The sequence below is a fragment of the Xanthocytophaga agilis genome (assembly GCF_030068605.1).
Classification (GTDB): Bacteria; Bacteroidota; Bacteroidia; order Cytophagales; family 172606-1; genus Xanthocytophaga; species Xanthocytophaga agilis.
Genome location: NZ_JASJOU010000001.1, coordinates 336181 through 358808 on the forward strand (window position 1 = coordinate 336181; position 22628 = coordinate 358808).

17 protein-coding genes are annotated in these 22628 nt (G+C 39.3%); 8 read left to right on the forward strand and 9 right to left on the reverse strand.

The window, feature by feature from the left end; translation table 11 throughout:
* Window positions 1-7: 7 nt before the first annotated feature.
* The 5 genes from QNI22_RS01260 to QNI22_RS01280 all read left to right on the forward strand — a co-directional run bounded on the left by QNI22_RS01260 (window position 8) and on the right by QNI22_RS01280 (window position 6751).
* Window positions 8-1663: a sodium/sugar symporter gene (locus QNI22_RS01260; RefSeq protein WP_314508784.1), complete on the forward strand. Its 1656-nt coding sequence runs from the start codon at window positions 8-10 to the stop codon at window positions 1661-1663.
* Window positions 1663-2328, forward strand: a complete 666-nt coding sequence (locus QNI22_RS01265) for an HAD family hydrolase (protein WP_314508785.1) — start codon at window positions 1663-1665, stop codon at window positions 2326-2328. Before QNI22_RS01260 ends, QNI22_RS01265 begins: the two co-directional genes overlap by 1 nt.
* A gap of 145 nt (window positions 2329-2473) precedes the next feature.
* Window positions 2474-3127: a fructose-6-phosphate aldolase gene (gene fsa, locus QNI22_RS01270; protein ID WP_313984145.1), complete on the forward strand. Its 654-nt coding sequence runs from the start codon at window positions 2474-2476 to the stop codon at window positions 3125-3127.
* Between the two features lie 82 nt (window positions 3128-3209).
* Entirely contained in the window at window positions 3210-4403 is a 1194-nt protein-coding gene (locus QNI22_RS01275) for an aldose epimerase family protein (protein WP_419836217.1), read from the forward strand.
* 437 nt (window positions 4404-4840) lie between these two features.
* On the forward strand, window positions 4841-6751 hold the full coding sequence (locus tag QNI22_RS01280; protein WP_314508786.1) for a leucine-rich repeat domain-containing protein: 1911 nt from the start codon (window positions 4841-4843) through the stop codon (window positions 6749-6751).
* A gap of 372 nt (window positions 6752-7123) precedes the next feature.
* On the opposite strand, the gene QNI22_RS01285 is transcribed toward QNI22_RS01280, so the two are convergent.
* The 6 genes from QNI22_RS01285 to QNI22_RS01310 form a co-directional block, all read right to left on the reverse strand.
* Entirely contained in the window at window positions 7124-7660 is a 537-nt protein-coding gene (locus tag QNI22_RS01285; RefSeq protein WP_314508787.1) for a hypothetical protein, read from the reverse strand.
* Window positions 7661-7786: 126 nt separating this feature from the next.
* Window positions 7787-8947, reverse strand: coding sequence for a pyridoxal phosphate-dependent aminotransferase (locus QNI22_RS01290; protein WP_314508788.1), 1161 nt, complete (start codon window positions 8945-8947; stop codon window positions 7787-7789).
* 287 nt (window positions 8948-9234) lie between these two features.
* The gene (locus QNI22_RS01295) at window positions 9235-9747 is read right to left on the reverse strand and encodes a hypothetical protein (protein ID WP_314508789.1); all 513 of its coding nucleotides are present in this window, start codon (window positions 9745-9747) and stop codon (window positions 9235-9237) included.
* Between the two features lie 382 nt (window positions 9748-10129).
* Window positions 10130-12934 (reverse strand): leucine-rich repeat domain-containing protein, encoded by a 2805-nt coding sequence (locus QNI22_RS01300; protein WP_314508790.1) that lies wholly within the window; start codon window positions 12932-12934, stop codon window positions 10130-10132.
* 238 nt (window positions 12935-13172) lie between these two features.
* Window positions 13173-13796 carry a thioredoxin family protein gene (locus QNI22_RS01305; RefSeq protein WP_314508791.1) on the reverse strand — a complete coding sequence of 208 codons (624 nt, stop codon included), beginning with the start codon at window positions 13794-13796 and terminating at the stop codon, window positions 13173-13175.
* Between the two features lie 21 nt (window positions 13797-13817).
* Window positions 13818-14318, reverse strand: coding sequence for a TlpA family protein disulfide reductase (locus QNI22_RS01310; RefSeq protein ID WP_314508792.1), 501 nt, complete (start codon window positions 14316-14318; stop codon window positions 13818-13820).
* Window positions 14319-14519: 201 nt separating this feature from the next.
* On the opposite strand from QNI22_RS01310, the gene QNI22_RS01315 reads away from it, so the two are divergent.
* The gene (locus tag QNI22_RS01315; protein WP_314508793.1) at window positions 14520-14927 is read left to right on the forward strand and encodes a response regulator; all 408 of its coding nucleotides are present in this window, start codon (window positions 14520-14522) and stop codon (window positions 14925-14927) included.
* 450 nt (window positions 14928-15377) lie between these two features.
* Here QNI22_RS01315 and QNI22_RS01320 read toward each other — a convergent pair whose 3' ends face one another.
* Window positions 15378-17327, reverse strand: a complete 1950-nt coding sequence (locus tag QNI22_RS01320; RefSeq protein WP_314508794.1) for an SPFH domain-containing protein — start codon at window positions 17325-17327, stop codon at window positions 15378-15380.
* Between the two features lie 419 nt (window positions 17328-17746).
* Between QNI22_RS01320 and QNI22_RS01325 the strand changes: the two genes are divergently transcribed.
* On the forward strand, window positions 17747-18202 hold the full coding sequence (locus tag QNI22_RS01325; RefSeq protein WP_314508795.1) for a GatB/YqeY domain-containing protein: 456 nt from the start codon (window positions 17747-17749) through the stop codon (window positions 18200-18202).
* A 580-nt stretch (window positions 18203-18782) separates the two neighbouring features.
* Here the strand turns inward: QNI22_RS01325 and QNI22_RS01330 are convergent.
* On the reverse strand, window positions 18783-19676 hold the full coding sequence (locus QNI22_RS01330; RefSeq protein WP_314508796.1) for an ATP-grasp domain-containing protein: 894 nt from the start codon (window positions 19674-19676) through the stop codon (window positions 18783-18785).
* A gap of 194 nt (window positions 19677-19870) precedes the next feature.
* Here QNI22_RS01330 and QNI22_RS01335 point away from each other — a divergent pair, with 194 nt between their 5' ends.
* A complete protein-coding gene (locus tag QNI22_RS01335; protein ID WP_314508798.1) occupies window positions 19871-20746 on the forward strand; it encodes an RpnC/YadD family protein in 876 nt (291 codons plus the stop codon).
* Between the two features lie 100 nt (window positions 20747-20846).
* On the opposite strand, the gene QNI22_RS01340 is transcribed toward QNI22_RS01335, so the two are convergent.
* Complete coding sequence (locus QNI22_RS01340; protein ID WP_314508799.1) at window positions 20847-22475, reverse strand: NADP-dependent glyceraldehyde-3-phosphate dehydrogenase; 1629 nt, start codon at window positions 22473-22475, stop codon at window positions 20847-20849.
* Window positions 22476-22628: the final 153 nt, after the last annotated feature.

Below are 22628 nucleotides of genomic sequence, written 5' to 3' on the forward strand. Positions count from 1 at the left end.
TATTTCTATGAAACTCGGACTAGAGACCACCGATTACATTATTTTCCTTATTTATTTCATCATTGTGGCTGCCTATGGTTATTGGGTATATAAACACAAAGGCAAGCAAACAGCTGATTCCAAAGATTTCTTCCTTGCAGAAGGTTCTCTTACTTGGTGGGCAATAGGTGCTTCTATTATCGCTTCCAATATTTCTGCTGAGCAGTTTATTGGTATGAGTGGACAGGCGTTTCAATTGGGGTTGGCTATTTCTGTCTATGAGGTAGTGGGTGGTTTTTCTCTGATCATCATTGCCATTTATTTCCTGCCTATGTATATCCGAAACAAGATATACACCATGCCGCAGTTTCTACAAATGCGGTATGATAATCGTCTGGCTACCATCATGGCAGTATTCTGGTTGTTCTTGTATATCCTTGTAAACCTGACTTCTATCATCTATCTCGGAGCCCTGAGTCTGGAGAAAATGACTGGATTTGGGTTTATGCCTTGTGCTATCTTTCTGACCGTATTTGCTGTATTTATCACACTAGGCGGGATGAAAGTAATCGGATACACAGATGTAATTCAGGTAGTTTGTCTGGTGATAGGCGGGTTAGCAACTACCTATCTGGCCCTGCAGTTGTTGTCTGATAAGGTTGGTACAGGAAGTGGAGTTTTTGAAGGACTGAGCCTGATCAAACAAAAAGCAGATAGCCATATGCATATGATTTTTAGTCCGGGACAATATCAGGTACACAACGGCAAAGGGGGAATGATAGATGCATACAATCAATTGCCTGGCTTACTTATGTTTATTGTAGGAGGACAATGGATTGTAAACTTTAACTATTTTGGTTGTAACCAATATATTACTCAACGGGCATTGGGTGCTGATCTGACTACTGCTCGTAGTGGATTATTATTTGCCGCTTTCCTGAAGCTGATGATGCCTTTTATCGTGGTGCTACCAGGTTTGGCTGCTTACGTGTTGTTCCAGGAACAAGCCGACCCTGCTATTATCAAAGGTATTACAGAAAGTGGAGTAGTAAAGCCTGACAATGCCTATCCAGTGTTGCTGAACCTGTTACCTGTAGGTTTAAAAGGCTTGGCTTTTGCTGCGTTGACTGCTGCGATTGTGGCTTCTTTGGCTGGCAAGGCTAATAGTATTTCTACTATTTATATGCTGGATATTCACAAGAAGTTTATCAATCCGAATCTGGATGAGAAAAAAACTGTCTGGCTGGGAAGGGTAGCTATTGTAGTTTCGTTTATTATTGCATTGGCAATTAGCCCACTGTTGAAAAACTTTGGACAAGGATTTGAATACATACAGGAATATACAGGCTTTATTTCACCAGGCATCTTGGCTATCTTCCTGTTAGGATTCTTCTGGAGGAAGGCTACGGCAAATGCTGCATTGGTAGCCGCTGTACTAAGTATTCCTCTATCAACCTTTTTCAAATATCAGTTTCCGGAAATACCTTTCCTGAATCGGATGGGAATCGTGTTCTGGATCTGTGTAGCTGTTCATGTTACCATTAGCCTGATCGAATCCAAAGGAAAAGACAACAAAAATGCACTGGAGGTAAATAAAGACTGGTTCAAAACCACTTCTTCGTTTCGTTTGGGTGCAGCGGGTATTTTCGCATTAATTATATTGATATATACTTTATTTTGGTAATGACAGAAAAGAAATTCGGACTTATTTTTGATATGGACGGTACAATGGTGGACAATATGATGGTCCACCATCATGCCTGGCAAAAGAAACTGGCAGAAGTGGGATTGGAACTCACGCTGGATGAAGTAGTGGCAAACTGCCACGGCAAAAACGATGATATTCTGGTGCGTTTATTCGGAGATAAATATACCTTTGAAGAACGAGATCAGATATCATCTGATAAAGAAGCCCGCTATAGGGAAATCTTTTTGTCTCAGTTGAAACTGGTAGAGGGATTACCTGAACTGTTGGAAGAAGCATATCAGGCAGGTATACCGATGGGAGTTGGCACAGCTGCCCGTTTTGAAAATGTAGACTATGTGCTGGATAATCTGAATATACGTCATTATTTCAAAGCTGTTGTCGTTGACCGGGATGTAACAAATGGCAAACCTGACCCGGAAGTATTTTTTAAAGTAGCAGACGTGCTGGAGGTACCCTATGCCAATTGTCTGGTATTTGAAGATTCTCCTACAGGTGCTAAAACAGCCCGAAATGCAGGTATGAAGGCTATTATTCTTACTACAACCCATAAAGCTGAGGAATTTTCATCTATCAGTAGTGTGATGAAGTGTGTAGACAATTATAAGTCTATCAATCTAAAAGAAGAACTGGCTAAGCTGTAATTACTATCAATACAAATCCAACAACTAAAGTCCAATACAAAGAAGTGGTTGTTCTAATGATACAATAATAAGTGTAGTTAGCTAAAACCACTTCGCTATAAAATGTAGTTCTATTTTTTACCAAAACCCTAATACCAATTTACCAATGAAGTTTTTTATTGACACAGCAAATCTGAAAGAGATTCAGGAAGCTCAGGATCTGGGCGTGTTGGATGGCGTAACCACAAACCCCTCTCTGATGGCCAAAGAGGGTATTACCGGAAAAGAAAATATTCTGAATCACTACCGGGCTATCTGCAATATTGTAGATGGAGATGTAAGTGCGGAAGTAATCTCAACAGAGTTTAAAGGAATGGTGGAAGAAGGCGAATTGCTGGCAGCTCTGGACCCAAAGATCGTTGTGAAAGTGCCGATGATCAAAGATGGCATCAAAGCCATTAAATATTTTTCACAAAAAGGGATCAAAACCAATTGTACACTGGTATTCTCTGCCGGACAAGCTTTACTGGCAGCCAAAGCAGGAGCTACCTATGTATCTCCGTTTGTAGGCCGTTTGGATGATGTATCTACAGATGGGTTAAAACTGATCGAACAGATTCGTCTCATTTATGATAACTACGGATATGCCACTCAGATTCTGGCCGCTTCTGTACGTCACCCTATGCATATTATCAAGTGTGCAGAACTGGGATCTGACGTAATGACCGGACCTCTGAGTGCTATTACTGCATTGATGAAACACCCATTGACAGATTCTGGGTTGGAGAAATTCCTGAAGGATATGGCTGGCAAATGGTAAAAATACGCCTGTAGTGGATGAAAGATAGACATCCACTACAGATTTTTAATCACTTATACACCTTTACACCTGTTACACCTGCATGAAAACGTTCTCTCAGATATTTTTTGCTACCCTCTTGCTGGGTAGTATGGCACTGGTATCCTGTGACCAGAAAAGCAAAACTTCAGAAAATCAAGACTCCGTAAATGTAATGGAACAAACCCCGAAAGCCGGAATTCAAAAAGATGCTCCTTTTGGCACATTGCCTGATGGCAAAACTGCCGATCTGTATACCCTCCGCAATGCTTCTGGTATGGAAGTGAAAATTACCAACTATGGTGGTACTATCGTTTCCTGGACTGCTCCTGACAAGGATGGTAAATATGAAGATATAGTATTGGGATGTGACTCTCTGGGTGGCTATCTGAAAGGTGTACCGTACTTTGGTGCATTGATTGGACGATATGGCAACCGTATCGGAAAAGGTAAATTTACGTTGGATGGAAAAACCTACACACTCGCTACTAACAATGGCCCCAATGCATTGCATGGTGGTAAAGTAGGATTCGATAAAGTGTTGTGGGATGCAACTCCAGTAGAAGGAGAGGAGCCATCATTGAAACTGACCTATGTGAGCAAAGATGGCGAAGAAGGATATCCCGGTACATTGACTACCGAAGTAACCTACCAACTAAAGAATGATAACTCTCTTCAAATCAGTTACAAAGCTACTACCGATAAACCTACAGTTGTCAACCTGACTAACCATACGTACTTCAACCTGACAGGTGGAGTAAAACGTGATATTCTGGATCATGAGGTAACGTTGTATGCCGATAAACTGGTACCTGTAGATAAAGGCCTGATTCCTACTGGTGAGTTAAAACCTGTAGCCGGAACTCCTTTTGATTTCAATACGTCTACCAAAATCGGAGCACGTATCAATGATTCTTCGGATGTGCAGATTAAATATGGTTTAGGATACGACCACTGCTGGGTATTGAAAGAGTCCAAAGATTCTCTGAAACATGTAGCGACTGTTTACGAACCAACTAGCGGACGTGTACTGGATACATACACTACCGAACCTGCTGTGCAGTTCTACACTGGTAACTTCCTGGATGGTACCATTACTGGTAAAAATGGTATAGTATACAAACACCGCTATGGTTTCTGTCTCGAAACAGAACACTATCCGGATGCTCCAAACAAGCCTTCTTTCCCAAGTACAGTGCTTCGTCCCGGAGAAACGTATGCAACTACAACTGTATACAAGTTTTCTACTAAGAAATAAACTTTGGCAGAGTTTAAACATTCTGCTTTACTAAGGAAATACGCGTAGTTTGGTATATAATCTATATACCAAACTACGCGTATTTTTTATTTATATTTCTCCTACCAATAGTTGCTTCTATTCCAAAAAATTCTTTCCCTATTGAGGAATTTCTGTCTTCATGAAACTATTTAAAGTCTGGTTTGTTGGTGTACCACATACCTTGTTACTTTTTTGTCATATTACTAGCTGCTAAAATTAATGCAAAGTGGGAATGGCCTAAACATACATGTAGAAAGTATTGCTGGAAGATGGTAAAAATTATTTTATTGAAATTGAAGAGTCACTTTATTTGAAAATATTTTAACGAAGAGAAATAACTTTTATTGTTTTTTGCAAGTGTATATAAACTACAGAAGTTTCTTGAGTTGCTTCTGGTTTCACCACTCTAATTTAGTATGATTGCATCATTTCCTTCGCTGGCAGCTGCTTTTGCTGCATACCCCAATTGTATTGGGATTCAACTCCATGAATATATTTATCATTCCCTTGTTATTGAGTATAGGCTGGCTTTAGCTGGCCCGGACAACATTTATTTTCAGGATATTACTATTCTATCAACTGATCAGGATTTGCTGGAACAAGAGATAATGAGTCAGAAACATTGGCAGGTACTGGTTTTGTTAATGAGGGGTTCAGTAGGATATCTGACAAGAAGAATAGCCCCTCAGATTGGTGTATTTAAAAATTTAAAGGAACTGACAATTGAATTTGGCTGTCCGGAATATCCGACCTTTCCTGTGTGTTTGAATGGATTACCTATGCTGGAAAAATTATCTGTTCAGGAGGTAACCGTAGAGCTTAGTGAACAACTAACTCAAGTAAAGAGCTTTTCCCTAAAAAAGGGTAAGCTATCGCAACTGGAAGAACTCCTGTCTTTCCTCAACCCGGATGTTCTGACCTATCTGGCTATACAAGAAACAACGCTGACTGAGTTGCCTGAAAGTATTGTCCGGTTTACACAATTGGAAGTGCTGAATCTTGGTGAAAACAAAATAAAAGTGCTACCGGAAGGAATTATGCAGATGGAAAAGTTGAAAAAGCTTTCCTTGTATAATTCTCCTCTTCAAAATGTAGGTGGGGTGAGTGGTGCTGCTGTGCTCAAGTTGATTCAGGAATGTAGCAAACGAAAACTTTCACAGTCTGTAAGGGCAGTGTATCTGAATCTTTTCCAGAATAATCTGACCAGTGCGGATAGTATGTCAACAGAGGATTTGCTACATGCACTCAGTTTTGGCTTACTAAATGAAAGGGCAATGCCACTGTTGGAAAAGCGGATAACATCACCATTCCAGAAGGGAACAGATCTTTCCAGACAGCAGGTGTCTGTACTCGGAAAAATGAAAGGATATTCTTCAGAAGAAATCATAGAGCAATTCAAAAGAAACAACATCCAAGCTACCGATAGACTTACCCCACAAACTACCCTGGTGTGTATAGGAGAACAGCTCACACAAAAGCAGACTGAAGAGATTTGTAAACGAAAACTGCCTATTGCGTTGCCTATTCATGTACGTGATTTTTTACAGAAGCTTGAAGTTCCCTATTTGGTTAAATCAGAGGATTCTGTTCATGAAAACCTGTTACGGCTGATTAGCTCCCTGGATGAAGACAATACTAAACTAGCTGCTCAGATCATGTTGGCAGGTGGGATTCCGGAGCCATTGTTGTATCCGGTTTTGTTGCTGAATGCACTGAGAGGAAAGGGGTATAGTATCCATTTTAAAAAAGTGCTGGAAAAATATCTTCCCCGTGAGCACTATGAGGTGATTAAGAAACAACAGAAAGCTGGTTTTTATAAGACTGTAGATGAGTTGTTTAAAAATCCTCTTTTTAGTGCCATAGAAACAGCCAAGGCAGGATTGTCTTTGTTTGCACTGGATGAGCGGACCCGAAAGGTGGGTAACAATAATCAAAACTTCTACCGGCAATTTCATTATATCGTTAAACGTTGTTTTGTAGCAGGTGGCGATCCTGCCCGACTGGCTTATCAGGCACAACTGGAAGGTACTACACTCAATGTCTTGTTTTCAGATGACAGCTTCTTTGGCAAATTTAAACTGCCTGTTGAAATTCTGGAGTTTAAGCAGATTGAAAAAATCATCTGTGCACAGAGTGTGATAAATGAGGTGGCAACAAATCAGAAAACACTGAAGAAAATGAAAAATCTGAAAGAGCTAACTCTGTTTCATTTTACTGGCAATAGTAGTAACTACTCAGATGTGGCGTATCTTAAAAAGCTAGAGGAAGATGTGGTTTTGCTCAAACAAAACTTTCCACATGTACAGATAACCCTACAGACTTATTAATAAAAGTATACTGACAGAGGGATAGATAACAAGTCTGGAATTTTATCTCATGCGCATAGTTCTATGGAATTTTTTGTTTTGACCTGAACTATGCGCATAATATTTTTTGCGGTGAATTCTGATCAAACACCACTCATGCGGTGAATTAAACGCATTGACAGTTTTGCGGTTTATTGATGGCAAAAACTTTTTTGATTCGGATGACTTGAATCTCCTCTTCTAATTGTCTTGTGCTTATAACTATGCACAAGTCTTCTTCATGCTACTAACTATGCGCAATAAATCTACTATCAAAGAAAAAAGCTGGCTTACCATCTACAAAATGCTGTCAATATAAAGCCAAATACCTCTGAAAAGCCACTTACTGCCCTCTTACCACTCGAAATCCTGTATCTCTACTGTGGTAGGATTACGCTTGATAACCCTGATTTTTTGATTGAATACATCAATTCTCCATTCTGTATCTTTTCCGAATTCAGTGATTAGGCGTTTTCCCTCTCCATTTTTCCGGAAACTCCATAATTTGTTAATTTCTTTGGTCTTATTAAACTGACAAACCAATAGTCTATCCAAAGTTTCACGTTGATCTATGGATGAGTTGTTCTGTATCTTACTGCTACTATAATTAAACTCAATTCGTTTTCCCTCCTCCACATACGACGATTCAAACAGGAAATGGGTAATTTCTTCTTCCTCATGTACTGTGTCAAATAAATACCTGGTTTTGCCGGTGTTGATTTCGTAGACAGCAATATTACTCAATAAGGAGCGGTCATATTCCTCCTCTTTTTTGCCGCCCATTAAGCCTTTGCTTTTTTTGAGAGGGTTAAGTGAGAAATAAAAAATATTAAGTTTTCGATCGTATTCTTCTATACTGCGAAAATCGGTATATCCCATTTTAAAACTCATGATTTTTGTACAAGTAGCTAGTTGATTTTTGACAAACTAAACAGTTTTCCTGTTACTAGGCATATTGCCTGGTTATAAACCTTTATTGATAATAGCCTTATCAATAAAGGTGTTTCTATTTTGAATTTATATCTTCATCAATCGTTCTACTGCCCGTTCCAGTGTTTCTTCTTTCTTGGCGTAGCAAAAGCGTAAGAGTTTGTTATCAGTTTTGTTATTATAAAAAACAGATAGAGGAATAGTGGCTACGCCAATTTCTTTGGTCAGACGAATGGCATAATCGGTGTCAGACTCATCCGTAATATGTCCGTATGATGCCAATACAAAGTAACTGCCTCGGCTAGGCAGTAAAGAGAAGCGGGTTTGTTGCATCAGGTTCACAAAGAAATCCCGTTTCTGCTGATAGAATTGAGGCAAAGACTCATAGGGCTCTGGATTCCTGAGGTATTCGGCCAGAGCAATCTGAAGAGGGGTGAAGGACGAAAACGTCAGGTACTGGTGCACTTTCCGAAACTCGGTTGACAGTTCGCGAGGGGCTATACAATAGCCTAACTTCCATCCGGTAACATGATAGGTCTTGCCGAAAGAAGAGATTACAAAGCTTCGTTCCCGTAATTCTGCATGTCGTAACACACTCTGATGTTGTTGCCCATCAAAGATAATATGCTCATATACTTCATCACTGATCAGATAAATGTTCCTATCTCTCAACAGAATTGCCAGGAATTGCAAATCCTTTTGTGTCAGTGTGGTGCCGGTTGGGTTGTGTGGTGTATTGATAATAATGGCTCGGGTACGGCTGGTAATGGCATTTTGCAGTTGGGAAAAGTTGATTGAAAAATCATCGGATGACAAGGACACAAATACCGGAATCCCTCCGTTAAGTTCAATAGCAGGTACATAACTGTCGTAGCAAGGCTCCAATACAATCACTTCATCGCCCGGACTGACAATGGCACTGATAGCAGCATACAAGGCTTCTGTACCTCCGGAAGTAACTGTAATTTCGGTATCAGGATTAGGAGCATACCCATACATACGTTCTGTTTTGATGGCAATTTGTTCCCGTAACTCAATGGTACCCGGCATAGGAGCATATTGATTGTATCCATCCTGCATTGCTTTGGTTACTAGCTGAATAATATCCTGAGAAGCGTTAAAGTCCGGAAAGCCTTGACCCAGGTTAATGGCCTTATGCTCCTGAGCCAGTTTGGACATAACAGTAAAGATGGTGGTGCCTACATTGGGTAGTTTGGAAGAGAGTATGTTGGATTGTGTATGGTTCATCAGAAATGAAAAGTTAGTACACAAAAATAATGGTATTTAGCAGATTGTATATAGGCTTATGTTTTCTATAATTGAATAAGTGGAACGCATCAAATGACCTTCTTTTTATAGATTTGGTAAAAGCTTTCATCTTTGCCTCCTGTAAGTACAAGAATCCATAAAAAGCAATATACTTCAACATTCCTCTATATTTCTCCCGAAGGTGTAAAAGTTGTTTTTTAATCTCACTCCATTCTGTTTTAAGTTTTTTATATATTTTCACAAGTTTTAGTAATGTGGGGATAGTTTTACCGTTTTGTAAACTTATCAATCCAGTATTTTGCTCTCGCAGTATCCAGTAATCCATGAGGTTCTGGGTAATTTTCCTCAAGAATACTGATAACAGTATTTCCACAGGGATCAGTTTTTATTCCAGGATACTTTTTTTCTAATGAATCTAATCGTTCTCGATTGATCTGCTTTAATTTTTCAGTAGGTAGAGAATCTGTTCTAACATAAAATAATGGATCTATATAATTATTGATAAGCACCAGTTTTACATCCACTAATTCATTCACATTTTTGGAATAAATATCTTCTTCTTGGGCTAAAATTAATTTTTGAGGGATTTCTTTAAAAAAGAGAACCTTTCGTCTAGTAACGCCATTTCTAGGTAAATGATATGAATAATAACATATCAGGTAAGAATATGAGTTTTTTTTATTAGAGTGTTGCCAGAATTCATTGACGAGTAGCTGCGCCTCAAATGAATCCTTGGATTTTCTAACGGTAGAGTCCAGATTCAATTCATCCACAGACATAAAATGTAGACTTTTGCGAGAAGAGTCTGTTTCTGCAATGATTTTATCCAGACTATTGGAGGAAGTACAAGATGAGAATATTAGTAGAATTATACTTACTGATAGGAATGGTTTCATTGATGCAAAAGAATAATCTGATCAGATAGACGTTGTGTTAGATATATACGATTCAGAGTTATAAAATTTTCCATAAATTTTTTTGGGAGTTTTAAATCTCAAGAATCAATGTTGATATCTGCTTTCATTGTATCTGATTATCCTATAGGTATTTATAGAACAGAATAAGTTATCTGTTTAAACCAACAAAAATCAGTTTGAGCAAATATATTTCTGACAGAAGCCAGACATGTTGTTTCTACGTTTGTCTGGCTTCTTCTCTTTCTTAACGAAATTGACAGGATGGCATTCGTTCTTTTAGGATATCAAGATTTTCAACCCTATTTGTTTTTAATTCCAGAGATTCCAATGGGAGGGTTGAGAGGCTTAATGGAAGCTTGTGTAAATTATATTGAAAAATTACCAAATGTTTCAGATTTTTCAATTGGGCAATGGATTCTGGAATTTCAAGTATCTTACTATGGTAGATAGTCAGGTTTGTCAGGGATGTTATATGAAGCATCTCTTCAGGAAATGAAGTCAGGTGATTGCCTTTAAATGTGATTTTCCGGATGGTCGGTTGTACCTGCTGGAGTAAAGTATTGGCTTCCTCAGTTGTGAGAGCAGCTTTTAGCTCTAGTTCATTCGTTTTTGCAAGCCATTCAGGAGTGGTTTGTTCAATATAGAGCTGGCGACGGGGATCATTCGCATCTGAGTGTTCCATAAAGTAGTCGCCTGCAAAACAGTTTTTTATCACCTTTTCCTTTTTGAGCCAAACCAGAAAGGCCATAGACGCTGTATCCAGACCTGGAAATTCTTGTTGGTATTTGTAGATCTGAAAACGATTGTAACTATACCTGGATGTATCATCAATTATCTTTGCCTTGTGAGCAAGTGCCTGAAGAATTACTCCATCTGTTGTATTTTTCTTGATAAGCTGTCTAGCTTTGGCGCGAGTATCTGGATTATCTGAGGTTTTGGCAATGACCAGTAGATCTATAATCAGTTCAGCTGGTACACCTGTCGATTCAAGTAATTGTACTCCTAGTGCTTCATTGAGCGACTCCGGACTACGCAAAAGCTTCAGTACAGATTCGGTTGAATTATCTGCCCGCCCTTCTTCGGATAAGAGATACGGTTGTTCAACCTGATTCAGAAAGTCAGTCAGTTCTTTTTCGCTAAATAGAAAATAATTCTTTTGGGTATTTCCATTCTCCGGAAACTTAGGCGAGCTTCCGACCAGTATATGAGTGACTTTATCAGTTAATGAACTGCTGTACCCAATATTGGCTGCAGTCAGTTTGTTTTTGATATCTGTCTTTTTATAAGAAGTATTGCCCAGAATGGCTACTATATCTCCTGGTTTTAATGGTTTGTCTGACAGAGACTGGTACTTTTCATTAAACACAAATATGTTTTCAATTAGTGCCTGATGCATAGGGGCATAATTGATCGAAAAACCTTCAAAAAATACCTGTTGAGGCCGATTTTCCAGCCGTTCCTGATGGAAGTTATTTAGATACACATGCAGGTAAATTTTGCGCTTTTCCTCGTCCATATCCGAATGCTGGTTTTCTGCCAGATGTCTAAATGGATAAAACCAGTTAAAAATCTCAGGCTCCAGTTGTCTGGGTGCAAATTGTGTATCTGTGGCATGTGTGCTTACTTTCCATAATCGGGTAAGTTTGTACAAGTCGATTGATAAACGTTGAATGCCAGTTCTTGAAATTTCTATTGAGCCTAATTGGGTACACTGGCTAATAGTAGAGGGCAGACTTACAAGTTGTGGACTATCGGGTAGTTCTAAATTTGTCAGATTTTGCAGATTGCCGATGCTTTCCGGAAGTTGAGAAAATATACCGCTAAGAGTCAGAGACTGTAGTTTACTTAGTCTACCAATACTTTCTGGAATACGTTGAAGTGATTTTGGGGTTATCACTTTTAGCATTTCAAGGTTTTCACAGTCACCTATTGTATCAGGAAGGTCAATAAGTGTTTCATTTATATCAATTGTTTTCAGGTGTTTAAGTTTTCCTATTTCCGATGGTAAAGTGGTAAGTTTATTCTTATCGGTACTGAAACCGTGTATATAAAGTAATTCCAGGGAGTCGAGTCCGCCTATTTCAGAAGGTAGTTCGGTCAAATCACCAAGGTTAATATAGAGAGTTTTCAGCTTTTTGAGATTACCTATAGAAGAAGGTAGCGTTTCAATTGGATACCAATCTAGTTTCAGTTCTTCCAGATTGGCTAAGTTTCCTATTGATTCCGGAAAGGGCAGGACTTCTTTCGTTCCAGGCTTCAGCTTCAGTTTTCTTAACTTCTGTAGCTTGCCAATAGCAGGGGATATACCAAAAGGATCAGATTCCTCACTAGCCCACGAACCGGAACGTACTTCTATACTCTCAAGTTCGGTGAGTTCACCTATTACGTCAGGGATTGATTGAATAGGTAGGCGATTATTTATCTCTAATTCCTGTAATTTTTTTGAAAATGAAAGCTGGGCCGGAAAAGAAGGAAGTTTCGGATTTTCGTACAAAGAGAGTTTTGTAAGCTTGGGTAAACTTTTCAGAATCAACAGATCCTGAAGTTCGTCACATCCACCGATTTTAAGTTCTTGCAGAGAGGAAAGATCAGATACCAGTGACGGCAGCGAAGTAGCTTGAAAGGATATAATCCACAGTTTTCTCAATGAAGTGAGCCTTGGGAGTATTTCCGACAAATGTCCGTCATCCTTGAAACTCCTAAGGGTAAGTTCTTCGAGATTGGAGAGGTTGCCAAAAGATAACGGAAGTATACAGACAGCTCTGGATTCGATCTGAAGTTTTTTGAGATTTTTTAACTGTCCAATATCCTCTGGTAATGTAAGTAATTGCTCCGCACGATTAATTTCCAGTTCTTCCAGATTGACCAGTTGACCAATAGGAGGCATCTGCTTGCCTGTGTAACCAGAAATAGCCAGCTTGGTAAAATGAGTAATTTCCGGATAGATACTCTCCAGGTCCTGAGAAGAAGCTTTGGTAATAAGTCCTTTGTCATATTCATGAAGTAACTTATCCCGATCTTCCGTATAATAGGGTTTAATAGAATACATTGTATAGATGTCGTTACGTGCCTAAAATTTTAACCGAGGTATAGTCAATATCCTTGTGCTTACAAGTAACTAAAGTGTGAGATAAAATAAAGAGTAAGATGGTAGAAAATATAAGGAGGTAATATTGAGGCAAAAAATAGAGTTAGTTTACCAAAAGAGGGGAATTGGTGAAAATAAAAAAACAATAAAACCCAGCCTTCTACTGACTGGGTTTTGAAAAATAAAAAAGCAAATACCTTTAGGCTTTTTTCCATTTTATGCTACATCCGATGGCTTTGGCAGATGGAGTAGTAACAGCTTTGCCTTGAAGCAATTCATCCACTGCTTCTTCTACATATTTCTTGGTGGCTTGTGAGGCATCCTGGGAGTTATTGTCAATAGCTCCGATATAGGCCACTTTAAATTTATCGCCTTCTTTTTTTACCACAAAAACATGTGGGGTATTGGTAGCACCAAAGGTTTGGGCTATAGCCTGTGTTTCATCAACCAGGTAAGGGAATGCATATTTCTTGTCTTTAGCGCGTTTCTGCATTAGATCATAAGAATCTCCGGGAGAGATGCCTTGATCGTTGGGTTGGATAGCCAGTACAGGATAGCCTTTGGACGCATATTTCTGATTCAGTGCAATAATCCGTTCTTCATATAGCTTGGCTACCGGACAGGTATTGCAGGTAAAAGTGATGATATAACCCTTAACCTGAGAATTGCTTGCCAGAGAGATCATTTTGCCATCTACATTCTTTAGCGAAAAATCTTGTACTGTGTCACCTACTTTATAGCCAGCAGGAGCAAAGCGAGCACTGACAAGGCCTACTGCCAGGAGTAGCAGTAAGGCTAACTGAGTTTTGAAAATTGTTTTCATACAAAGTTGTTAGTTAGTGTGTTATAGATGAAATGATTGAATAATGGTTTCAAGTTCTCCGGCTTTCACTTCTTTTTCCATGAACTTCCGGACATTTCGGGATGTCTTGATAAATAATGTAGCTGGGATAGAACCAGACCATTCCGGAGAGATTTTATCAATCCAGGTATTGTAGTCTGTTTCGTTTAACAGATAGACAGAAGATTGTAACTTTCGTTTTTGGACAAAAGGGATTACTTTGGTCTGGAGGTCTCTTTTGAAGTCAAGGCTCACCAGCAAAACTTTCACTTTCTGATTGGCAAACTTTTTATGCACAGATTCTAATAGGGGCAACTCAGTCACACAAGGGCCACACCAGGTAGCCCAGAAATTAACTACATAGAGGGTGTCATTGTTCTGATGTATTCGTTTGTTTAACTGATCAAACTGAATTACGGGGACATGCTGACTCATAGCGGGTATCATCCATGCCAGAAAGAGCACCGTTAGCCAGAATGATTTGGGTTTATTGGTAATGGTCATAAGACAATTGTTTGCTAACCAATATACTAAGTACGTGAGAAATTGCAAATTGTTTACCGTTTTTGTGTAATTTATCAGGAGAGTCTGTACTCTGAGAAACGAATGACTTATCTTTGGGGTATTCATTTGTAGAAATATATTTGCTGCCTGGAGGTATGCATTTCAGAAATAGATAGTTTGACAGAACAAACCCCTGATACCATGAGACTAAAGAAGCCCTATATACTAATGCTGGAAGATGATCCGGATGACCGGATGATTACAGATTCTATTGCTTCACAACTGGAGGTTGACATACAGTTTCTCTACCTGACTTATAGTAACGAGTTGTTTTCTGCATTGGAATCTGGTGAGCAGCCTGCATTGATTATGCTTGATTACAATTCAAAACCACAGAATGGATTAGAAATATTGAAAAAGCTGAAGTCAAACCCAGCGTACCGATCCATCCCTGTGATTGTGCTGGGTGAAAGTGCCTCAGATCCACACATAGATGAATGCTATCAGTTAGGAGCCAATTCATTTATTCTCAAGCCAGGCACTTATGACCTTACAGTACACAAGATCCGCACATTTTTAGAATATTGGTTCCAGGTTGCAGAACTGTAAGCTTTGTTGATTCATCTTGAGGTTCTGCAAATGAATCTTATCAATACAAATGGTCTATCAATTGTCATCAATTCTCGGACAGTTCGGACAGATCAGACAGATCTAAAAAACATTTTATGAAACGATAAATTGTAAATTTTTTATATGTATTTGATTAAGGGTTAGTTATGGTAGCTTGATTTTTTAGTCAGTATTTCTATTATGGGTATGATGTCCTGTCTATGATTTGGTTATTTAAGTAATTTGTTGATTTTCAGTCTATTAGTGCGTTTTTTGTGCTCTACCTCTCCATAAAATGTTTTTTAGATCTATCTGATCTGTCTGAGAATGTTTGAGGGGTGATTTCTGCGAATAGAAAACAGAGGTTGTAGCATTGTATTATTATCAACAAAAAATCCGAAGCCTTTGGTGACTTCGGATTTTTATAATCTACTAATCTAGTTGATAGAATTAGATCTGAGTTGTTGGATCTTCTGGTTTTTGACTGCCATTGTGATGGTTGCCATTACCGTTCTGTTGTTTCTGAACTTGTTCCAGTAGTTGTAAACCCAGCAAACCACTGATTGGCCCACCACCCGAACCTTCTGCACCTCCATTGATCAGTACATCTGGAATGATCTTGATTCGGTCTCTGCCTATGGCTTCGGTTACCTTCAGTTTGGTGAAATTGTCACCACCCATCGCTTCAACGGCCAGTTTATACGCTTCCGCAGATGATTTACCAATAGCCAGGATCTTGGCTGCTTCTGCATCACCTGTTACACTGATCTTTTCTGCTTCTGCATTAGCCAGCATCTTCACTTTTTCTGCCTCTGCTTCCGCCAGTACTTTGGTCTTTTGAGCATCTGCATTGGCAATGGTTTTTAGTCGTTCGGCTTCCGCACCTGCCTGTATTTTAACACTGGTAGCTTCCCCTTCGGCTTTCTTTACAGATGCATCTGCAATACGTTGGGCAATCAATACACCCTGGTCGGCTTTTACAATTTCACGTTGCATATCCGCAATAGAGGTTTCTTTTTCCAGCTTCTGACGAGTTTCCTGAGCCAGTCGCTGAGTTTCAAAGGTCATCTTTTGTTCTTCTGCCAGCTTTCTGTCTGTCAAGGTTTTCATCAGGGAATCAGGTGGCACAATGTCACCAATCAGGGTGTCGACTCCAAACACGTTGTATTCAGCTAATACCTTTCCAATGTGTTGTTTGGCTGAATCCTGCCGTTCTTTCCGTGAAGTTAAGAAGTTGATTACATCAGCATCCTGAGCCGAGTTACGGAAGTAGTTACCAATGGTTGGTTCCAGCACCTGGCTTACCAGGTTATTCATGTTTCCGAAACGGGCAATTACCTTAGGTGCTTCATTGGTAGGAATATGAATGATCTGAGAAACGTCCAAGTTGAATGGGAAACCGTCTTTACTACGAACAGTGATGGTACTCAGGTTTTTATCCAATTGGTGTGACTCACTACGTGCTGACGCCCAGTTCAATACCAGGTTAGTAGTAGGTACTAGTTCAACACGCATGGTGTATTTGTTGATAGGGTACTTACCGGGTCCAAGTGGCTCAGCCCAAACACCTTTAAAGCCTTTGCCTACAATATTACCATGTTTGAATTCTGCTCCACTAAGGTCAGCGCCATCTTCACCATAATAAGAGATAACAACACCCACGTTACCGATAGGAATTTCGGTCATAAAGGTTTCTTCTATTTGGACAAACCAGGGGTTCAGGTTATAGGAACCTGCCAGAATTACCTGAGGCTGCAAACCGCGATTACCCCCATTTTGCAAAAAGGCATCTGCATCCTGAAAGTTGTTGTGGCCGTGTACATTTGATCCTGCAATTTGCCCGTCTCTCAGTGGCATACCATCCTGAGTAGTCACAATACCTACCTTGTTTTCATTAATGTGGGTGATGTCTGCCAGTTCCACTTCAAACAAAAATGCATTGATTCTATACGAACCTGCTGTAATATAAGCTGTCTGTCGACCTTTTTGACCATGATTGCGGATAAATTTTTCTGCATCCTGAAAAGAATCACAGTCTACACGGCGTGCCAGAATAGCACCTGTCGGAAGCTCGTTTCCATCTTTGGCGATAAGCAGACCAATCTTTCCGGGAGGAATAACTGTGAGTGGTTGTAACTTTACTTCATATTGCCATATCCATTTCCATAAGTGTAAACCTGGTGCCAGGGTTTGAGCCTGAAAGCCAGCTTCGCCGTTTACTGCAATGATACGTCCATCGGGTAAGGCTCGATTCTCGCCTGTCAATACAAATTTTTTGGTAACAAGACCAATACGGTCTTCAGGAACAATAACAACACCGAAAATTCTGAAGAAAAAACGGTAAAAGATCAGCAAAACGATAGGTATAAGCACCCACCAGAAAGCTAGTAAAAGGTTCATGAAATAATTGATTTAGTTAAAAATAGAGTGTGTAGATTCAATTGTGGAGAGTGTAGATTCAATAGAAATTGAATGTGGTGAAGGTTTTTAATTTTTGATGTAAATCTTCTAAAAAAGTAACCCAATTACAGGTTTTTATTTTTCAGAAACTGACATCGTAACTATAGACATAAAATTGTATATTCTGCTTCAGGTATACTATGTTGTTAATTAGTTATTTAAAGATGGAATAGGTAAGCAATTGGATAGGAATTAAGTATATTTTGGATGTGGAAGGTTTGAATGCAATAGTTTAATTGCTTTTTGGCTAAATGCAGAAGATCATCAGTACTGAAAAGATACTGTCTGGTGATAGATATTTTACTGTCAAACTGCTATACTTGCAGAAAAATAATGTTTATTAACTTACAGCTAAGTTTATGTCTCTCAAATCACAGATTGATAATGATATAAAGCAGGCTATGCTTGCCAAAGATAAAGATGCGCTTACAGCATTACGTTCTATTAAATCCCTGATCTTACTGGAAGAGACCAAAGAAGGCACTGTTGGAGGAGATCTTAAAGCAGAAGAAGAATTAAAGTTATTGACAAAGGCTGCTAAACAACGCCGGGAGTCTGCCGATATTTTCAAAACACAGGGACGTGAGGATCTATCCAGTAAAGAATTAGCCGAACTGGCTATTATCGAAAGATATTTGCCAAAACAGTTATCTGCAGAAGAACTGGAAGCTAAGGTAAAAGATATCCTGACTCGTGTGGGGGCCAAAGGACCTGCCGATATGGGCAAGGTAATGGGAGTAGCTACCAAGGAATTGGCTGGTCAGGCTGATGGTAAAGTGGTTTCTGAAACAGTGAAGCGATTGCTGGTACAATAGCGGAAAGAGATTACAGAACCTACGCTTTTTAAAGTGGAGGTTCTGTAATTTTGAAATAGCTCTATTTTCTCACATTTTGATTTATTTTTCTGCTTGTAGCTTCTTCATTTTTTGCTTGTCTATAGAGTTTATTTTTCCAAAGATCACTCTTCCTAAGCTTCTGCTTTTCTTTTGTCACACCATGGGTGATAACCCAAAAAGAGCACTTTTTTCCGATCCTTCCGCCACAGGCCAAAGGCTAACCCTTATTCTATCCCATATCTTTTCTAGAAATGACTTCTGTAAATAAAGTAAGAACATCTTCATAGAAGAAGAAACCCCTTTTTGTCCTTCTGAAAGAAACTTGTGACAAATAGAGCGACGTTTCCGACTGGAGAATAATTTTTTCTCTCAGAAAGTAAGCATGACACTATTTGTCACAAGTTTCTTTCAGAAGGACAGCGAGGAGGGTTTTAGGAGAAAAGAGAATTTTCCCTAAAACTCTCAAAAATGAAAAATTTATGAGACATGATAAGGATAAGAGGCTAACCTCGCATCAGAAAGAAGGCCAACGCACCTACATTCCCACACACAATTGAAGTTATCTTTGCTCTCTTTCTAATTGATCAATTTGGGTTTTGAGGGCTTGATAAAAATTTCCTGGGGCGTCGGGATGATAGGCCAGATATAAGAAAGGTTCGACTAGCTCTAACTCCATTAGCATAAATTGTCCGTCAACCATTAATCCATCGACTCGGGCATAAAGTGTTTTTGGGGCAAAGGCTGATAGGTAAGAGGCAGCTTTATCAATGTATGCTTGCTCCGGGTCAATTCGTTCAATGGTTCCACCAAAGAATTGTTGTACTCTGAAATCTCCAGCTTTGGGCTTTTTGAGTATGGTGTGACTATAAGATCCATTGAAGAATGTAAATGACCATTCTCCCTCATTGATCTCTTTCATAAATGGCTGAGCCAGGTAAGCCCCATTAGCAAGGAGTTCTCTAATTGTTGTTGCATCTTCCTGTGCGGATTCTTTTTGCAGTTTTATTGTGTTTCGTGACCCTCCACTGACACAAGGCTTAACAATAATCTGCCCGGAGTTTAACATATCAAATAATGAGGAAAGTTCGCCATTCCAATCCTTTTCCAAAAACACAGAAGAGATGATATTATAGCCAGCATCTGCTATCTGCTGGAGATAATGTTTGTCTATGTTCCATCGTACAATCTGATAATCATTGAGCAGCTTTATTCCCAGGCTTTCTATTCTGTCAAGCCAGGATTTGAATTCGTCAAACTTCTGATGATAATCCCATGGCATTCGAAGCAATGCAACATCATATACTGTCCAGTCTACCTCAGGATTGTCCCATATTTCATACTTAATGTCAAGACCTTTGCTCTGCAGAAATGGTAGCAAATCCTGAATCTCATCAAAGCCATTCGCAGCAGTATATTTAACTGAACCTTCGTAAGTAATAAATGCAATTTTCATTTATGAACAGAATGTAATTTAATGCTGGCACAAAGCTAATTCAAATTAGTTGCAAAAAATTGATATTTTCAGGCGATAAACACATTCTTATTCCAGCATCATGCTAGTTGATTCTATCAGTGAACCTTTGGATAATTTTGATTATCAAATCCTGAAAGTTTGCAAATGCTGTCTATTTCACTTTTTATACTTATATGAGCACCAAAAAAGAAGGCAATCAATATGATAAGATATTCAAAGAAAATCTGGAGTCTGTTACTCTGGCCCTGATTGAGAAAGTATTTCAGATTCAGGTAGCTTCCTATGAGATGATGTCACAGGAATTGCAACGTACACTTGAGCGAAAGCCTGACCAACTAATGAAAGTTACAGATAAACAAGGGGAAATCTTTTTATTACAGATCGAGTTTCAGCTTGCAGACGAACCGGATATGGTGTATCGGATGCTGGAGTATATGGGTATTCTGTCCCGAAAATACAAGCTGCCAGTTAAACAATATGTGGTTTTTCTCTCCGAACAGAAACCAACTATGGAAACGCATATTGAACAGGAAAATCTTACATTTTCATTTTATCTGGTCCAATTTTCTACCATTGACTATGAGCTCTTTCTCTCCTCAGATAAAGGTGATGAAGTGGTCTTTGCTGTATTAGGGAATTTTGGCAATACTACTCCTGAAACTGCGGCTAGTTTGATTGTACAACGATTAAACGAGACTTCAACTAGTAAAGTAGAACGGGATAAACACTTGCAACAATTAAGAGTATTGGCTAACTTGCGTAAACTAACACCCTTTGTAGAAATCATGATAGAATCTATATCCCAATATATCAAAGAAGAAGATGATATTCTCTTCAAAAGAGGTGAACAAAAAGGCGAAGAAAGAGGTCGTTTGGAAGGCCGTCTAGAAGGCCGTCTAGAAGGCCGTCTGGAGGGAAAACTGGAAGAGAAGACGGTTACTATTCTCAAATTTCTAAAAGATGGTATGCTGACTACTCAGCAACTGGCTTCTTATTTTGATGTAACAGAAGAATTTGTCGAAAGTCTACGACAAACTTTGGATAAGTAATGGTCAGATTCAAAGATTACTCAGATTCCATGCAGAATGATACTGAGGAATTGATGATAGGATTAAAAAAGGGGGCGAAAGTAACTTCGCCCCTTCGTTTTTAGAAAATATACTTGGTTGACAGAAACTTCGATTTATTGCTTTCTATGATGTCATTCAGAATAGCTTTGTTTTCGGTAGTTTCTTTGGTTGCCACCAATGTTCGGATTGAGAATGAACGCAAGGCATCTTCGACAGATAAAGTGCCCTCTGCCGAATCTTTGCGGCCTGTGAATGGAAATACATCCGGTCCACGCTGACACTGGGCATTGATATTAACCCGAGAGACCTGGTTAACCAATGGGTCAATCAGATTGGCAATCTGATCGGTGTTGGTTCCAAAGATACTTACCTGCTGACCATGATCTGACTCAATAATATAGTCGATAGGCTCTTCAATATCATCGAATGGTATAACCGGAATAATAGGTCCAAACTGTTCTTCCCGATACAGTTTCATATTTCTATTTACAGGGTACACTACTGCTGGATAGAAGAATGAACCTGCCTGTGCCCCTCCGTGTTCGTTGACTACCGATGCTCCATGCGCTTTGGCATCTTCAATACATTCAGTCAGATAGGCTGGTTTGTTTGGCTCTGGCAAAGGCGTAAGGTTGACTCCTTTTTCCCAAGGCATACCATATTTCATTTTGCTGATCGCATCGGACAGACGTTCCAGAAATACAGGCGCAATAGAACGGTGAACAAAAATCATCTTAATCGCTGTACAACGTTGTCCATTAAAAGACAAAGTGCCCAGAATACATTCTTTCACTGTCAGATCCAGGTCTGCATTTTTTAGAACAATCGCTGCATTTTTAGCATCCAAACCTAACACTGCCCGTAACCGGTTTACCTTTGGGTGCATTTTTTTGAGGTCATTGGCTACACGGCTGGAACCAATCAGTGTTAACACATTGATTCTTCCTGATTCCATTAGAGCAGGTACTACACTGCTACCACGGCCATAGATGGTATTTACCACACCTTTCGGGAAGCAGTCGCGGAAAGCTTCCAGCATTGGATAGTGCAACAATGAACCATGCTTTGGGGGTTTGAATAGGATAGTATTACCCATCAGAATAGCAGGAATCAGTGTGGTATAGGTTTCATTCAATGGATAATTGAATGGCCCCATACATAGAACTACTCCCAATGGAGAGCGACGAATCTGACCGATAATGCCTTGTTCGATTTTAAAACGGGAAGAGGCTCTGTCAATATCTTTGAGGCAGTCAATGGTATCGTAGATATATTCCACTGTCCGGTCAAATTCCTTGATAGAATCAGCCTGAGATTTTCCGATTTCCCACATCAGTAAGCTTACAACCTCCTGTTTTTTCTCAATCATACGGGCTGTAAACTTTTCCATACAGGCAATGCGTTCAGCTACTGACATGGTAGGCCATTCACCCCGACCATGGTTAAAGGCTTGTTCGGCTGCTTCCAGAGCCTCCAGTGCTTCTTTTTCAGTAGCAATTGGATAACTGCCTATCAGTGTACGTTTTAAACCCTCTGCTGAACGAATACAAACAGGAGAGTATACCTCACTGGTAGGGCCATCCCAACGACGTAATTCCCCATTAACCAGGTACTCTTTCTGGTTTACGAGGCTTTTCAATCGGAATTCTTCAGGGATTTGGTCTTCTTCGGGAAAAATGCTGGTGATTTGTGTTACAAAATCATTCATTGTTGTAAGATTGGATAAAAATAAACTGAATGAAAAGGTAGAATAAAAATTAACTTTTAAAATGAGAAAAAACAGGTGTTAAGGTGTCATATGATTTCAGAAAAAAATAAATTTAGAAATTATATTACTTCAATAATTCTGAAACCTTCTGAC

What these genes read in the sequence shown, in the direction of transcription:
- QNI22_RS01335 (WP_314508798.1), top strand. Translation starts at nt 19,871, where the DNA reads ATGAGCACCAAAAAAGAAGGCAATCAATATGATAAGATATTCAAAGAA.
- QNI22_RS01260 (WP_314508784.1), top strand. Translation starts at nt 8, where the DNA reads ATGAAACTCGGACTAGAGACCACCGATTACATTATTTTCCTTATTTAT.
- QNI22_RS01265 (WP_314508785.1), top strand. Translation starts at nt 1,663, where the DNA reads ATGACAGAAAAGAAATTCGGACTTATTTTTGATATGGACGGTACAATG.
- fsa (WP_313984145.1), top strand. Translation starts at nt 2,474, where the DNA reads ATGAAGTTTTTTATTGACACAGCAAATCTGAAAGAGATTCAGGAAGCT.
- QNI22_RS01275 (WP_419836217.1), top strand. Translation starts at nt 3,210, where the DNA reads ATGAAAACGTTCTCTCAGATATTTTTTGCTACCCTCTTGCTGGGTAGT.
- QNI22_RS01330 (WP_314508796.1), bottom strand. Translation starts at nt 19,676, where the DNA reads ATGAAAATTGCATTTATTACTTACGAAGGTTCAGTTAAATATACTGCT.
- QNI22_RS01280 (WP_314508786.1), top strand. Translation starts at nt 4,841, where the DNA reads ATGATTGCATCATTTCCTTCGCTGGCAGCTGCTTTTGCTGCATACCCC.
- QNI22_RS01300 (WP_314508790.1), bottom strand. Translation starts at nt 12,934, where the DNA reads ATGTATTCTATTAAACCCTATTATACGGAAGATCGGGATAAGTTACTT.
- QNI22_RS01305 (WP_314508791.1), bottom strand. Translation starts at nt 13,796, where the DNA reads ATGAAAACAATTTTCAAAACTCAGTTAGCCTTACTGCTACTCCTGGCA.
- QNI22_RS01310 (WP_314508792.1), bottom strand. Translation starts at nt 14,318, where the DNA reads ATGACCATTACCAATAAACCCAAATCATTCTGGCTAACGGTGCTCTTT.
- QNI22_RS01315 (WP_314508793.1), top strand. Translation starts at nt 14,520, where the DNA reads ATGAGACTAAAGAAGCCCTATATACTAATGCTGGAAGATGATCCGGAT.
- QNI22_RS01285 (WP_314508787.1), bottom strand. Translation starts at nt 7,660, where the DNA reads ATGAGTTTTAAAATGGGATATACCGATTTTCGCAGTATAGAAGAATAC.
- QNI22_RS01320 (WP_314508794.1), bottom strand. Translation starts at nt 17,327, where the DNA reads ATGAACCTTTTACTAGCTTTCTGGTGGGTGCTTATACCTATCGTTTTG.
- QNI22_RS01290 (WP_314508788.1), bottom strand. Translation starts at nt 8,947, where the DNA reads ATGAACCATACACAATCCAACATACTCTCTTCCAAACTACCCAATGTA.
- QNI22_RS01325 (WP_314508795.1), top strand. Translation starts at nt 17,747, where the DNA reads ATGTCTCTCAAATCACAGATTGATAATGATATAAAGCAGGCTATGCTT.
- QNI22_RS01295 (WP_314508789.1), bottom strand. Translation starts at nt 9,747, where the DNA reads ATGTCTGTGGATGAATTGAATCTGGACTCTACCGTTAGAAAATCCAAG.
- QNI22_RS01340 (WP_314508799.1), bottom strand. Translation starts at nt 22,475, where the DNA reads ATGAATGATTTTGTAACACAAATCACCAGCATTTTTCCCGAAGAAGAC.